The sequence below is a fragment of the Cohnella xylanilytica genome, assembly GCF_014212175.1.
Lineage (GTDB): Bacteria > Bacillota > Bacilli > Paenibacillales > Paenibacillaceae > Cohnella > Cohnella xylanilytica.
Map to the genome: position 1 here is coordinate 1 of NZ_JACJVR010000060.1, position 15,008 is coordinate 15,008.

A 15,008-nucleotide genomic window follows, 5' to 3' on the forward strand; every position below is an offset into this window, starting at 1 on the left:
CGAACCCGTCAGCTAACCTCGCAGGCCGAACAAAGGGAGGAATCTTCATTGTTCAAACGCAACCGTCTCGGCAAAGTCATTCTGTCCGGCTCTCTGGTACTGGCCTTGTCCGTACCGGCGGCGGGCGTCGCTTCCGCGGCGACGACCGGAACGTCTTCGAAGGGCAATGCCGTAACTTATACGTATAACTATCAAGCATGGGCGCCGCTGTCGAGCCAATACGTCTTCGACTGGAATTCCCTGCTGCAACAAATTCAGAAGGACCTCGCGAACGGCGGCGCGGGCTGGAACTTCGGCTCCGGCTCCAACGCGGGCTCCGGCGCGACGGGCGGCTCCGGTTCCACCGGCGGCTCCGGCACGACCGGCGGTTCCGGCTCCAACGCCGGTTCCGGTTATACGGGCGGCTCCGGCTCCGCGGGTGCCGGCACGGGTTCGACGGGCAGCAACTCCGGAGCAGGCACCGGCACCGGCTCCACTGGCGGTAAGGGATCGACCGGGACGGGCTCCGGTTCCGGCTCCAACGCGACCCAATCCGACTTCGCGTCCCAGGTCGTCACGTTGGTTAACCAGGAACGCGCCAAAGCCGGCCTGAAGGCGTTGAAGTCGGACGCGAAGCTGACGACGGTCGCCCTGGCCAAGGCCAAGGACATGTACGCGAACAACTACTTCGACCACAACTCCCCGACGTACGGCTCGCCGTTCGACATGATGAAGCAATTCGGCGTCAGCTACAGCTACGCGGGCGAGAACATCGCCAAGGGCCAGCAAAATCCGCAAGCCGTCATGACGGCCTGGATGAACAGCTCCGGCCACCGCGCCAACATCCTCAACGCGAACTACACCTCCATCGGCGTCGCCTACTACAACGGCGAGTGGGTGCAAGAGTTCACGGGCTAATTCCAAGCAAATAAGCTGTCAAAAACGGACGGGAGATTAATCTCTCGTCCGTTTTTTTACGCTGTCGAGGAACGGGCTTGGCCAGATCGCGCTCCGAGGCGGCGTTCCGGACAAACTGCTCCCTTACGATCCGGCGGCCAACAGCGGGATAGGTTTTGGACCCTTTGTTTTTCCCTTACTTCAGAAATTGCGGAAGCGCCAACAGGAGAAGGCCCGCAGCCCCGTAGAGAAAGCCGATGACGCTCCAGACGGCGGGAGAAGGCGATGGCGTGCCCGGCTTGGCGCCGATGCCGATGGACCGGAACCAACGACGGGCGAGCCGCGGATGGATGGCGGCGAACCAGGCCGAGCCGGTCCAGAAGACGAGGAACAGCGACATCAAGGAAGAAGCGGCCGATAGCGGTATGCCCATGGATTTGACGTTCCCTCCACATGAATGATGGCGAGATACCCTGCTCTTGTTATCGTATTCAGAAGCGGCCCGCTTCGACCATCCGTATGGGCATATCTTTTTTGGCGGCGATGCGATGCTCGAATCCGTCGGCTCCCGCGATTGCCGAAGCCGCGGCCACCCCACGCACGCTTGCGATTCCACCCGCACCACACCCGCTATCGCACCCGCTATAGCACCCGCACCGCACCCGCTATCGCATCTGCTACCGCACCCGCTATCGTATCGCTACCGCTCTCCGCCGGTTAACGCCCTGCCTGATCCGTCGTGCAGTCGGCCGGCGGCATCCCGTCCATAACCGCCTGAATGCTCGGCTGCCTCATCGTGCCGCCCGGCGTCCATTCCAGGTATTGGACCCGAACGACCAGCTTCGGCGTCGTCCACATCGCGTCCCGGTGCCGTTCCGGCTCGTTGACGAAAGGGCGCGTCGACGTCCGCAGCACCGCCGCGATACGCGTGAGCTCCCTCCAATCGGCGTACGTGAGCCGGCCCGTGCCCGCATGCCCGACGTAGACGAAGCGGCCGTCGGGAGCGTACAGACCGAGCAGCAACGCATTGACGACACCGTCGCGGTGCGTCACTCCCCCGACCGCCGCGTACAGGTCGCGGGTAATTTTCCTTTTGCGCCATCTCCCGTCCTTCCCGTCCGGCACGTACAGGCTGTCCAGATCCTTGTAGACGATGCCCTCCATGCCCTTCTCCTTCATCGCTCCGAACAGGGCGTCGCCATCGGGGAAGTTGCCGGTCAACTGAACGCGGCTGCCCGGCTTGACGACCTCCGCCAGCAACCGCTGCCGCTCCGAGAGCGGCTTGTCCGTCACCCACTCGCCTTCGACGTATACGATGTCGAAAATCATGTACACGACGGGGACCGTGCGCACCGCCGCTTCGATAGCCGCCGTCCGGCGCAGGCCGTCCCTTCTCATGATCTCGTGGAAGGATGGCTTGCTCTCGTCGAACGAGATCATCTCCCCGTCGAGGATGAAGGACGAAGCGGAGCAGTACGAAGCCGTATCCTGGAACTCCGGGTATTGCGCCGTCCGGTCGTTCCGCTTCCGGTTGACGAGCCTCGTCTCCCTTCCGTCATGGTAGGCGAGCATGCGGACGCCGTCCCACTTGATCTGGGCGGTCCACTGCGGACCGGACGGCCCCCGTTCGCACAGGATGGGCTCGAACGGAACGATCGGCTTCAAGTTCATGCGCAGCGTTCTCTCCTTTGGTTGGTGATAAATCCGCGTTCCGGGGAACTCTAAGGCGCGAACAAGCCAAACGGGACGACCGCGGCCGGGAACCTTACCATCGGATTCCCGCGGGCGCGGCGCCGAAGGAGGACTGTGAACCGATGGCCGCCACCCAGACCCCGACGATGCTGAAGCTTGGAGACGAGCAGCTTGCGATTACCCATCCCGACAAGCTGCTGTGGCCGGATATGGGCATCACGAAGCTCGATTACGTCCAGAAGCTGGCCGCTCTCGCTCCTTATCTTCTGCCGCACGCCGAGAACCGCTATCTGACGACGATCCGCTGGCCGGAAGGAATCGGCGGCATCTCCTTCTACCAGAAGAACTGCCCGAAGCCCGTTCCCCCCTACGTGCGAACCGCCATGGGAGGAACGATCAACTACGTCGTGCTCGACTCGCTGCCGACGCTTCTCTGGCTGGGCAGCCTGTACAGCCTGGAGTTCCACGTCTCCTGCGAGAGCCTCTCCGATCCTCTCCCGGACCGCTGGATTCTCGACATCGACCCGTCGCTCGAAGTGGAGCCCCGCATCATGGAGGCGGCTTCGGCCGTCAGCGACCTGCTCGCGACGCTCGGGCTGGACGCCGTCCCGAAGACGTCGGGAGCGACCGGCGTCCAGGTCGTCATGCCGATCGAACGTGGCCCGACCTACGACGATCTCCGAGCCTTCGGCAAGTTCGTCAGCGAATATCTGGCGGCCAAGTTCCCCCGGATGTTCACCGTCGAGCGGCTGAAGAAAAACCGGGGCACCCTTATTTATCTCGATTATCTGCAGTATTATCCCGGCCGCACGCTGGCCGCGCCGTATACGCCGCGAGCCCGTCCCGGGGCGCCGGTCTCGACCCCGCTCACGTGGGAGGAGGTCCGCCGCGACCCGAAGCCGGCCGACTATCATCTGCTCAACATCGAGGAGAGGCTGCGGCAGAGGGGCGACCTCATCTCGCGGCTTCCGAAGCAGAGGCTCGATCGGGTGCTGCAGACGATCGCTTCGCTGTAGCCGGCCCAGCGGCTGGGCGCGGAGGCTTCGGCTTTTTACAACAGGGGGGCCAGCATGCGCGCCATCGCTTCCATCGCGCGTCGGGAACGGGGACGGCCGAGGAACGTCGTCAGGTTCATCTCCCGGCTGTTCTCCAGATCCTGCAGGAAGTCTTCCTCCAGCCGCGCGATCGTCTTCGGGTGGAACAGATAGGCGTTCGTCTCGAAGTTGCTGAAGAAGCTGCGCAGGTCGACGTTGGCGGTTCCGACGGAGGCGAGCAGCTCGTCCACGATCAGCACCTTGGCGTGAATGAAGCCTTTCTCGTATTGCCAGATGCGCACGCCGGCGCTCAGCATATCTTCCACGTAGGACAAGGTCGCGGCGTGAACGAGGCGGGTGTCGGGCACGAGCGGAATGACGATCCGCACGTCCAGGCCGCCGAGCGCCGCCGTCTTGAGCGCCATCGCCACGCTAGGGCTGGGAATGAAGTAGGGAGTCGTCAGCCAGATCCGCTTCCTCGCGGCCGCCATGGCGGCGAACATCGTCTCGTGGATCGCGTCCGCCCGGCGGTTCGGCCCTCCCGCGACGATCTGCACCTGCTCGTCCCCTCCGCACCGGTGCTCGGGCAGGAACAGCGGGTCCGAAGGCCGTTCCCCGCCCGTGGCGAGCTCCCAGTCCTTCAGGAACACCTCTTGAAGGCCGTACACGGCGTCTCCTTCCAGCATAAGGTGCGTATCTCTCCAGAAGCCGAGCCGCGGGTGCCTGCCCAAGTATTCGTCGCCGACGTTGATCCCTCCGACGAATCCCTTCGTTCCGTCCACGACCAGAATTTTGCGATGGTTGCGATAGTTGATTCTTTTGTTCATAAAAGAAGGACGAAGCGGGAAGAAGCACGCGCACTGCGCTCCCGCGTCCAGAAGCGGGCGGAAGTAGCCGTCCCGCAGCTTGTAGCTGCCGATTCCGTCGTACAGAAGGCGCACTTGCACGCCTTGGCTCGCCTTGCGGACGAGCGCTTGCCGGAACGCCCTCCCCGTCTCGTCGTCCCGGACGATGTAGGACGCGAAGTGGACATGGTGCTTCGCTTCGCGGATCGCGTCCAACATCGCCTCGTAGGCGGACTCCGCGTTCGTCAGCACGCGCGAGCGGTTGCAGCCCGTGATCGGAGCCGCCCCGGACTTGCGGAACAGCCGGAACAGCCGTTCCTGGGCGGCGAACTCCGGGCTCTGCATCTCCTCGGCGCGCTCGACGACCCGGCTCCGTCCGACGATCTCGGCTCGCATCCGCTCGTCCGGGCCGGAGCGGCGTCTCGTCTTCCGTCTTCTGCGATATTCCCGGGCTAGGAAGTAATAGAGCGCGAAGCCGACGATCGGCACGACGAACAGAATGAACAGCCAAGCCACCGCATGGGCCGGCCGCCGGTGCTCCAGCGCCAGAATGGTAGCCGCCTGAAAAACGAAGATAAGCAAAAGAATAACGATCCACGACATAGAGGCACCTCGCTCGGCCGGCATCGCGGCAGGGTCCCGCTTCCGCCGTATGTAGCTTGTTCGGCGGGAGCCGCCCTCATACGCGTCGGAAGTTCTTTACCCGCGCCGGCCGCGGCCGTAACCCGCCCCGATAACGGGGAAGGCGTCCCCCCGGCCCGAAGGCCGAAGGAACGCCCGTATCCGTATGTCGGATGGATTAATACGCGCCCCTGCGGAGCAGCACGACGAGAACGGTTCGCAGCAGGATGGAGAGGTCGAACCGGAGCGACTTGCGGGAGACGTAATGCAGTTCCAGATCCGCGCGTTCCGGATAGCCGACGTTGCTCCGCCCGCTCACTTGCCAATAGCCGGTCACTCCCGGCTGGACCGACAGCAGCTCGGAAGCGCGGTCGCCGTAGTTGTCCAGCTCCTCCCGCACGACGGGCCGGGGGCCGACGAGGCTCATGGAGCCGGCCAGCACGTTGAACAGCTGGGGAATCTCGTCCAGGCTCGTCTTCCTCAGAATGCGGCCGATGGCCGTGATGCGGGGATCCTCGTCCGGGTCCAGCTTGTAATTGTTGAGGATGTACTTCGCGTGCAGCTTCGGATCCCGCTTCAGAACCTCTTCCGCGTTGTGGACCATCGAGCGGAACTTGTAGATCCGGAACGTCTTGTAATCCTTGCCGATCCGATTCTGCCGGAACAGGATCGGACCTCCGGGATCGGACAGCTTGACCGCCAGCGCGATGAGCAGGATCGCCGGGCTGAGCACGATCAAGCCGGCGAGCGCCCCGGCGACGTCGAGCAGACGTTTGCCCCACAGATCGTAGAGCCGCGGCTTCGCCCGGCTGCGGTACAATTCGCCGTAGGGACCCGCCCGGGACACGGCCGCTTCCGCTTCGTTGCCGTAAGGGGACGTCATCCGGAGACCCCCTCTCTTCCGGCGGCCCGCGTGTGAGAACGGTACGCTTCCATCTTCCTCACCTATCCTTCTCTTTTTTTGTCTCTCGACCTGGGCGTCGGGCAACCGAATAAGTGACAGATAATGCTACGAATAGGCATTAATACAACTAATTTAAGATACATTATGTATCATTGTCAAGACATTGGCCCGTTTTTGATCGCTTCGAGGTCGTGCGCTCCGTTCCTCTTCCTTGTCGAAAAAAAGAAAAAGCCCCTTCGGCGGTTAAGCCGAAGGAGCGTCCGACGGGCAGGCGGAAGGCGCCCGCAAGCGGTCTAGGCGGCCACGTCCCGCTTCCGGAACACGGTCCAGGAGACGAGGTTGAACACGATAAAATACGCGGCCAGCACGGCGAGCGAGAAGCCGAGCGTCATGCCGCGGCCCGGCAGCGGGGCGCCGCCGCTCAAATAAGAGGTCAGGTCGAGGTTCGAGAACAGGACGTACTTGACCCAAGGCTTGTCCATCGACCCCAGGATGCCGGTAATGAGGCTTCCGGACAGCAGGATGAAGATGGACAGCCCGATCGCGAGCCCCCCGCTGCGGAACGCCGCGGAGAGCATGAACGCGAACGACACGATGACGACGAGCACGATCCACTCGTACAGGTAGTACGTCAGCATGTAAGCCCAAGGCGACCCTCCCGCCATCGGCGACGTCGGCGGAATGAGCCCTCCCGGGTTCGCTTCGTACCCGAGGAGCAAGGCGTTGACTCCCCATGACACGACGAAGCAGATCGCCGAGAGCAGAAGCGCGAACAGGAGCAGCGCGAGGAACTTGGACAGCAGAATCGTCGAACGGCTCCACGGACGGATGAGCAGCAGCTTGATCGTCCCGGACGAGAATTCCCCCGCCACCGAATCCGCCGACTTCACGACGGTGAAGATCGTGATCAGGATGAACACGATCATCGTCTGCAGCTGCATCATCTCCCACATGTTGACATCGGCGCCGTCCGACAGCAGGACGAAGCCGACCGTCACCAGGATGGGGATGAAGACGACGAAGCCGAGCATGATGAGCGTGGCGGCGCGGCGGTAGATCTTCATGTTCTCGTTCTGGACGAGCTTCCAGAAGTTAGTCATTGGTCTCACTCCCCGTCACTTCGAGGAATTGGTCTTCGAGCGATTTGGTCTTGGCGCGGATGCCGTAGACGCGGATGCCGGCTTCGACGAGACGGCGGTTCGCTTCCGCGATCGCGTTCCGGTCGGCCGACAGCACGAGACGGCCGTCGGCGACGTAGCCGCTCCACTCTCCCTGCAGCGCGCCGAGCGCCGCTTCCGGGCGATCGACGTCGAACAGCGCCTCCTCCGTCTGCTGGACGGCTTCCCCGGCTTGTCCGCGAATGGAGCGGATGTCGATGATCTGCCCCTTCTGCAGGATCGCCACGCGGTCGCACATCAGCTCCATCTCCGACAGCAGGTGGCTGGAGACGAAGACCGAGATGCCCTCTTCCCGCGCCAGCTGGCGCAGGTAATCGCGAAGCTCGCGAATGCCGGCGGGATCGAGGCCGTTCGTCGGCTCGTCCAGGATGAGCAGCTTCGGACGGTGCATGACCGCCTGGGCGACCCCGAGCCGTTGGCGCATGCCGAGCGAATATTTCTTCACTTTGTCGTGGATGCGGCCGGACAGGCCGACCAGCTTGACCACTTCGTCGATCCGTTCCTTCGTGACGGACGAATTCATCCTCGCGAAGTGAACGAGGTTCTGATACCCGGTCAGGAACTTGTACATCTCCGGGTTCTCCACGATGGCGCCTACTTGCTCGGCCGCCCGCGGATACTCGGTGCGGACGCTGTGTCCGCCGATGCTGATATCGCCCGAGGTGAGCGACATCAATCCGACCATCATCCGGATGGTCGTCGTCTTGCCCGAACCGTTCGGTCCGAGGAATCCGAACACCTCTCCCGGATAGACGTCCAAGGAGACGCGGTCGATGATCGTGCGGCCGCCGATCCGCTTGGTGACGTTCTGCAGCCGCGCGACAGGAGCCTGAGACATGGGCTTCCCTCCGGTCATGTAATGGGATTACGGCTTCCATTATAGCAGTTCATGTCGCAGTTTCCGTTTTTTTAACTAAATTTAACCTCGCGCACGAACTGCATAAACCCAAGGGATATTCGATCCGGTAATAGCCCGTCCGGAACAATTGCTTCGCCCTGTCGACGACCAGCAGCTTCGAGCACTTCACGCAGTAGAACTGTCCTGGCCCGATCATCCCGCCGCCCCCCTTCGACGCCGCGGCCAGCGGCCTTAGTCTCATGCCGACGCTTCTCTTCTCTTGCCAGGGCGGAATCTGGCCGTCAGCTTGTCGTAGACGAAGGCGATCTCTTCGACCTTCATCAGCTTGGCGAGCAGGGCGTAAAGACCCATCCCCAGCGCCAGGGTCAGAATCGTCGCCACCGTATCCGGAACGTAGGCGGCCGCCCACGGCAGGCACTCCCGCCGGAAGACAAGCGCTCCGATCGCCGACAGGCCCGTCGACGCTCCCACCTTGAGCAAGAAGGAGAGGGGCACCTTGAGGGGGATGTCCCGGCCCTGCCGCCCGAACGCGATCAGAAGATAGACCAGCGAGGCGACCAACGCCGCGATGTTGGCTACGGCAATCGCTTTGTATTGAATGAGCGGCACCAGGGCGAAGCAGCCCGCCACGAACACGGCTCCGTACAGCGCCGTCGACACAATCGGCGCCCGGTTGTTGCCGCGGCTGATCAGCAGCTTGACGAAGAAGTCGCGGACCGGGAACATCGGAATCCCGATGGCCACGATCGCGAAGGCGGTTGCCGTCATCGCCGTCGCCTTCGTATCGAAGGCCCCCCTCTCCAGCATGGCCCGGATAATGTCCGGGGATAACGAGGCGCACAGCACGGCGACGGGCGCCAGCAGCAGAATCATGCTCTTGACGGTCGCGGACAGGACGCTGCCGTATTCCCTCAGCTTGTTCTCGGCTTGCATCTGCACCGCAGACGGGAACGCCGAGCTGATGATGGCCGTTCCGAACAGCGTCACCGGGAGCATGACGAGGCGGCTCGCGTAATTGATCGCCGAGGCGCTGCCCGGCTCCAGGCTCGACGCGAAGAAGCGGGAGGCGAGAACGGTGCATTGGTCGATCAGGACGAGGCCGGCGATCGGGATCGAGATTCGCGCCAGCCGGCGGACGGACTCGTCCTTGAAGCTTAGATAGAAGCGGTACTTCAGCTTGTATCTGCGCATGACGGGGAGCTGGACGGCGAACTGAAGGGCGGTTCCGAGCACGTAGCCGATCGCCGCGGAATAGATGCCGAGCGACCGATGCAGCGCGAGCATGAAGCCGATGACGACGATGTTGTTCAGGACGGTGAGCAGAGCCGGCATCGTAAAATGGTTGACGCTGTTCAGAACCATGGATTGGGCGTACGACAACGTAAAAAAAAACATGCTGGGGAGCAAAATCCACAGCAGTCGCATGATCTTGTCCTGCGCGGCGGCGTCGATCGCGAAGGCGCCGGCCAAATATTCGCTTCCCAGGTAACAGCCGGCCGTGACGACGGCCAGGAGGAGCAGCGACAGGTTGATCGAATTGCTGTAGAGCAGAGACGCCTTCTCCTCGCCGGAGTCGACCTTCTCCTTGATGTAGAGCGGGATGAAGCCCGACGAGTAGATGCCGCTCGCGAACGTGAGCAGGAACCCGGGGATCGTCAGCGCGAACAGATAGGCGTCCATGTCGATGCCCGTTCCGTAATGGGCGGCCATCAGCATCTCCCGGACGAGGCCGAGCAAGCTGCTCAGGACGTTGCCGACGAGCAGAATGAGGGCTCCCGACACGATTGCCTTGGAATTCATGTTGCCTTAGTCCCTCCTTCTTCGGAATGCGGCGCCGTCCCGTTCATCGGTCCGCGCGGGCGAGCACGGCCGGCCGGTTCGCCTTCCCGGACAGCACCTCTTCGTACAGCTTCGTCGTCTTCGCCACGTGCTCGTCCCTCGTGAACTCCCTCAGGAACAGAGCCTGCCCCGCGCGTCCCATCGACCGGTAATCCTCGCGGAACATCCGCAGGAACGCGTCCTTCAGCGCCCGCGCGTCGCGGGAAGGCACGATGATGCCGCTATCCGGCCGGACCATCTCCGGCACGCCCCCGACGTCGGTCGCGACGACCGGCAGGCCCGCGCTCATCGCTTCCAGCACGGCGGTCGGGAACGTGTCCGAGACGGACGTGAGCGCGAAGACGTCGCTCTGGCGCAGCAGGTCCGGCACGTCGCGGCGAAGTCCGAGCATGTGCACCGTGTCCTCCAGGCCGAGCCGGCGAATCCGGGCCGCCAGACTCTCTTTGTAGGCCTGCTCGTGGCCGAACGTCACGTCTCCGACGATGGCGAACTTGACGTCGGCCCGCTCGGTCTTGACGAGGGCGGCGGCGTCGATGAGGTACTCGAGCCCCTTCTCGGGAGACAGTCTCGCCACCGCGATCACGATCCGGTCCCCGTCGGACGCGCCGAGCCGCTCCCGGAGCGACGAGGCTTGGGACGACGTCTCGAAGCCCGTCGGGGCGCCGATGCCGTTGTAGATTTTGACGAGCTTGCCGGATTCCCGCCCGAACCAGCGGAACATCGGCTTGCTCCGCTCGCAGAGGACGATGATCCGGTCGTTGAACAGATGGTTCAGCCAGCCGATGAACCGGTAGCCGGCCAGGGGACGGCGGGGCAGCTCGTGCACCGTCTGGATCGTCGGGATGCCGAGCCGCTTGCCGACGATGTTCGGCCCGAGCACTTCCATCTTGTGCGTATGGATGAGGTCGATGCGGTGCTCGCGGACGATCCGGCGGATCGCCCCGAGCGACCGGACAAGCTTCGCTCCGTTGCGGAAGTAGTACCAAGGATCGGTCGGCTTGCCGAAGACAGCGACCGGGCCGAACAGCACCTTGCAGCCCAGCTTCTCGTACTTCTCCACGTATACCGTCGGAGCCGTCATCAGCACGAAGGGCCGGTACCGGGTACGGTCCAGCCCCCCGACCAGCTGCAGCAGCACCGAATCCACCCCTCCGAGATTGCTCGCGTAAGGCTGAATGAACAGGATGTTGATCATGAATCTCCCTCCGATCTCGTCGTTCCTCTAGGCGATTCGCCGTTAAGCCTGCCGGGGTCAGGTATAGAGCCGGAACATCTTCTGGAAGACCAGCTTCTGGGCGTCGAGCAGCAGCTTCGCCCCGCTGCGCCGCGGGATGCCCAGCTTGCGGGCGAGATAGGCGGCGTAGTCGGAATCGGACCGGCTCTTCCAGAAGGGCGAATCCGGACGGACGACGTGGGCGAACATGCGAGACAGCCCGAGCTTCTTCTCGGAGGGGAGATGCCAGATCGCCAGCTCCAGGTCCCGGACGCTGGCGTTGCTTATGCCGCCGAGCGGGGTCCATATTCTGCGGATGTACGGATTGGCGGTCCTCGCCGGATAGCCGAGCTTGTAATAGACGAAGCTGAGCATCTGGGCTTCTTCGTTGAACTTATCTCTCCCCTCTGCGAATCGCTTCATCGAATCCTCCCAGACGAGGTCGATCTCGCGGATGACCCGCCGGACCTCCCGGGCCGCGGCCGCGAACCACTCCCCGCCGTAGTACGGCGGAGGCTCTTCGACCCGGACGCCGAGCATCTCCTCGTAGATGCGGCCCATCTGATAGCGGCTCAGCCCGTTCATCACGTATTCGGGCTCGTCGTCGACGTCCGCGGTCATCGTCAGCAGCCCGTGCCTCTCCAGCAGCCTCTCGATCGGATCGGCGGACTTCAGCCACACGCAATCGGAATCCATGACGATGTACTTCTCGTGGTCGTCCGCGCCCGAGGCGGCGATATCCTTCAGGATGTCGAACAAGTAAAATTGGTTTTTCCAGGAACCGTAATAGCCGTTAGGGACGCGATACGTCAGCGGCAGGGTCCGCACCTCGACGTCAAGCCGGTTCCTCAGGAAGCTCTCCAGGTCGAACCCTCCGACGCTCGGAATCCGCGCGACGTTCGTGAACAGCACGTGCTTCGCGCCCGGATTCATCCGGCGGCTGGTGGCGAAGAAGGTCGTCACGCACTTCCAATAGACTTCCTGGAACTTCCTGCTCGACGACTTGTCGCCGACCTGAGGATAACGGCTCTCTTCGTGTTCTTCGTCGCAATGGATCCATGTGCTAATTAGCATGATCTCGCATCCTCTCCATCCGTTCGCTGTCTCTCGCGTCTCTCTCGGCTTCCCGGCAGCTTCGATTGGTTCAGAAGCTTCCCTTGCTTCAGGAGCTTCGCCGCCCGGCGTCCGGCTCGGCGTCGTAGCCGTTCGGGTTGGCCGCCTGCCATCTCCAGGAGTCCTCGCACATCTCCTCGATGCCGCGGGCCGCCTCCCAGCCGAGCTCCCTCTTCGCTTTGGAAGGATCGGCGTAGCATTCGGCCACGTCTCCCGGCCGGCGGCGGGTCACGACGAAGGGAACGGGCCGGCCGGAGGCTTGCTCGAACGCCCGGATGATCTCAAAGACGCTGTAGCCCTTGCCCGTGCCCAGATTGTACGCCTCGGCGCCGGCGGCCGACCGGATTCGGTCCAGCGCCTTCAAGTGGCCGGCGGCCAGGTCCTCCACGTGCAGGTAATCCCGAACGCCCGTGCCGTCGCGGGTCTCGTAATCGCCGCCGTACACCATCAGCTGCGGCAGCTTCCCGACGGCCACCTGGGCGATATACGGGATGAGGTTGTTCGGGATGCCGTTCGGATCTTCGCCGATCCGTCCGCTCTTGTGGGCTCCGATCGGGTTGAAGTAGCGCAGCAGCGCGATGCTCCATTCCGGGTCGGATGCGGCCAGGTCCCGAAGAATCTCCTCGATCATCAGCTTCGACCGGCCGTACGGGTTGGTAGCCGAGAGCGGGAACGTCTCGTCGATCGGGCAGCTCCGGGGCAGCCCGTAGACGGTCGCCGAAGAGCTGAACACGAGCTTCTTGACGCCGAACCGCCTCATCGTGTCGAACAACACGAGCGAGCCGTACACATTGTTGAAGTAATAGTCAAGCGGAGCCCGCACCGACTCTCCCACCGACTTGGAGCCGGCGAAGTGGATGACCGCGTCGAACGCATGGTCCGCGAACGTCCGCTCGAGAACGGCCCGGTCCTTCAGATCGGCTTGAAGGAAGCGAAGCGGCTTCCCGGCCAGTTCCTCGACCCGCTTGATCGTCTCCCTCTTGCTGTTGGACAGATCGTCGAGCACGACGACGTCATGCCCGGCCTCCAGCAGCTGCACGCACGTATGGCTGCCGATGTACCCGGCGCCTCCCGTAACCAAGATTTCCATGCTCTCACCCCGCGTCTATTCGTAGCTTTCCTTTTAATATAGATACGACACGTATCATGAAAACTTTAAAATAAATCGATTCCCGTTTGGAATCGATTAACGTGAGGCCGCCGGCCGCGGAGAGAGTGTGCAGCCCGTCCCGGTAAGGTCCCCGCGGATCGGGCGCGAGCCGCCTGACCGGCTCTTCGGCGAACTCCCTGGGCGTGAGCGTCCGGATCCGGTTCAGCACGACCGCCCCGCCATAGGTTCGGGAGCAGTCCTGCGCCGGCCGGAACAGCTCTCCCCGGCTATAGAACGGGGTGCCCGCGGGACGGGCGGAACGCACGTCCATTTTCACCGGATTCATCTCGTGCGGCCGCCAAGGCCCGAGCAGATCGTCCGCGTGCCAGATATAGAGATGGCTGTTCCAGCCCGTCTGCTCGTCCGTACACAGGAGCCACCAGCGGCCATCGTGCCGGAACGGCGTCGCGTCCACCGCCTGGAAGCCCTCGATCAGCGTCGCGGCCTTCTCCCATTCGTTCGGGAATCGAATCGCCTTGTAGAGGGCGACTTCCTTCGCCTGGTACGTCTCCGGGATGCAGTAGATCTCTCCTTCATGCCGGAGCAAGTAAGGATACGACATATGGAAGGGTAGGTTCAGGACGGTCCGCTCCGGGCCGAAGACCGGCTCGTCCCCGCGCCGGATCGAGGAGATGACTCCTTTGCCGCTCGCGTAGTCGTATTCCTCCACGAGAAGATGGAGCCTCCCGTCGATCTGAACGCCGAACGGGTCGGCCATGAATTGCGGGCGCTTGGGCAGCCAGTCGACTTCCGGCATTCCGGATTCGGAGCCGGGTTCGTCCAGGAAGCTCTCGATCGGACGGTCGACGATTCCCACGTTCCAATGCTCGGCGACGAACCAGCGCGTCAGGAATCGCTTCGCCTTGTCCCGCGCCAGAAGGACGAGCGCCCGGACGACGGCGGCTCCTCCGGCGGCATGGACAGACGAGGAAGCACGGCCGGGCTTAGGGGTCATGCTCGGCACCGGATCGGTTCGTCCGTCCTCGACGATCTCCGCGGACGCCTGGTCCAGATAGACGGCGTTGCCGCGGACGATATCCCGGCAGGCGTATGCCGGCCATTCGCTGGCGAAGCGGTGAATCTGGTCCATCCGGCTCGCGAAGGAATGCTGGCTCGCCGCGAAGGTGCCCTGCTTGAGGACGACGTCCGCTTGTTGGCCGCGCCGGGCCCGGATCAGCCTGATCGTCGCGGTCTCCCGCTTCCGCAGCAACCCGGCCAACAGCATCTCGAAGCCCGTCCGGAATCCTCCTTCCGGGCCGTAGTCGAACCGCCATATCCCGTAACGGAGCTCCGGGAGGGAAGCCTCTCCGAGGAAGTCCGGCGCGAGATTCAAGAGAACGTCCGGTTTGCGGTCCGCGATGAACCTCTTGGCGGCTTCGCCGTCGCCTCGGGTCTCCGGGACGGGAACCCCGGGCGCGGCCTCGGCGACGTCCGTCCGTCGCATTGCCGGGCAGCGGCGGCTTATTCTCCGCTCGAGCCAGCGATACCCGAATGGCCCGCTCTTGCCCTTGCTCTTGCCCCCGCCCTTGCCGTCGCCGGCTTCGGCGCTCTCTCCGGCGATGAGGACGCCAGCCAGTTCCACACCGTCTTGCAGCTTGAGCTTGCGGACGCAATCGGCGATCCACTGTTGTACGAAGCGGTTCTCGACCGCTATCGCCACGCGCATCTCCCGTCCCCTCCTTAT

13 protein-coding genes are annotated in these 15,008 nt (G+C 63.4%); 2 read left to right on the forward strand and 11 right to left on the reverse strand.

From position 1 onward, the window contains the following. Positions 1–48 precede the first annotated feature (48 nt). The gene (locus tag H7B90_RS15590) at positions 49–897 is read left to right on the forward strand and encodes a CAP domain-containing protein (RefSeq protein ID WP_246578397.1); all 849 of its coding nucleotides are present in this window, start codon (positions 49–51) and stop codon (positions 895–897) included. Between the two features lie 175 nt (positions 898–1,072). Here H7B90_RS15590 and H7B90_RS15595 read toward each other — a convergent pair whose 3' ends face one another. After that, positions 1,073–1,309 carry a hypothetical protein gene (locus tag H7B90_RS15595; protein WP_185136822.1) on the reverse strand — a complete coding sequence of 79 codons (237 nt, stop codon included), beginning with the start codon at positions 1,307–1,309 and terminating at the stop codon, positions 1,073–1,075. Between the two features lie 284 nt (positions 1,310–1,593). Next, complete coding sequence (locus H7B90_RS15600; RefSeq protein WP_185136823.1) at positions 1,594–2,547, reverse strand: ATP-dependent DNA ligase; 954 nt, start codon at positions 2,545–2,547, stop codon at positions 1,594–1,596. A 143-nt stretch (positions 2,548–2,690) separates the two neighbouring features. Here H7B90_RS15600 and ligD point away from each other — a divergent pair, with 143 nt between their 5' ends. Continuing rightward, entirely contained in the window at positions 2,691–3,584 is an 894-nt protein-coding gene (ligD, locus tag H7B90_RS15605; RefSeq protein ID WP_185136824.1) for a non-homologous end-joining DNA ligase, read from the forward strand. Positions 3,585–3,619: 35 nt separating this feature from the next. Here the strand turns inward: ligD and cls are convergent, their stop codons facing one another. The 9 genes from cls to H7B90_RS15650 form a co-directional block, all read right to left on the reverse strand. Then, on the reverse strand, positions 3,620–5,050 hold the full coding sequence (cls, locus tag H7B90_RS15610; protein ID WP_185136825.1) for a cardiolipin synthase: 1,431 nt from the start codon (positions 5,048–5,050) through the stop codon (positions 3,620–3,622). A 196-nt stretch (positions 5,051–5,246) separates the two neighbouring features. Then, positions 5,247–5,951 carry a sugar transferase gene (locus H7B90_RS15615; protein ID WP_185136826.1) on the reverse strand — a complete coding sequence of 235 codons (705 nt, stop codon included), beginning with the start codon at positions 5,949–5,951 and terminating at the stop codon, positions 5,247–5,249. 314 nt (positions 5,952–6,265) lie between these two features. Further along, positions 6,266–7,072: an ABC transporter permease gene (locus tag H7B90_RS15620; RefSeq protein WP_185136827.1), complete on the reverse strand. Its 807-nt coding sequence runs from the start codon at positions 7,070–7,072 to the stop codon at positions 6,266–6,268. After that, entirely contained in the window at positions 7,065–7,988 is a 924-nt protein-coding gene (locus H7B90_RS15625; protein WP_185136828.1) for an ABC transporter ATP-binding protein, read from the reverse strand. Before H7B90_RS15625 ends, H7B90_RS15620 begins: the two co-directional genes overlap by 8 nt. Positions 7,989–8,246: 258 nt before the next feature. Further along, positions 8,247–9,809 carry a murein biosynthesis integral membrane protein MurJ gene (gene murJ / locus H7B90_RS15630; RefSeq protein ID WP_185136829.1) on the reverse strand — a complete coding sequence of 521 codons (1,563 nt, stop codon included), beginning with the start codon at positions 9,807–9,809 and terminating at the stop codon, positions 8,247–8,249. 43 nt (positions 9,810–9,852) lie between these two features. Next, positions 9,853–11,043 (reverse strand): glycosyltransferase, encoded by a 1,191-nt coding sequence (locus H7B90_RS15635; protein WP_185136830.1) that lies wholly within the window; start codon positions 11,041–11,043, stop codon positions 9,853–9,855. Positions 11,044–11,100: 57 nt separating this feature from the next. Next, positions 11,101–12,135 (reverse strand): hypothetical protein, encoded by a 1,035-nt coding sequence (locus H7B90_RS15640; protein ID WP_185136831.1) that lies wholly within the window; start codon positions 12,133–12,135, stop codon positions 11,101–11,103. 88 nt (positions 12,136–12,223) lie between these two features. Continuing rightward, positions 12,224–13,264: a UDP-glucose 4-epimerase GalE gene (galE, locus tag H7B90_RS15645; protein WP_185136832.1), complete on the reverse strand. Its 1,041-nt coding sequence runs from the start codon at positions 13,262–13,264 to the stop codon at positions 12,224–12,226. A gap of 4 nt (positions 13,265–13,268) precedes the next feature. Next, positions 13,269–14,990 carry a glucosamine inositolphosphorylceramide transferase family protein gene (locus H7B90_RS15650; protein ID WP_185136833.1) on the reverse strand — a complete coding sequence of 574 codons (1,722 nt, stop codon included), beginning with the start codon at positions 14,988–14,990 and terminating at the stop codon, positions 13,269–13,271. Between the last annotated feature and the right edge of the window lie 18 nt (positions 14,991–15,008).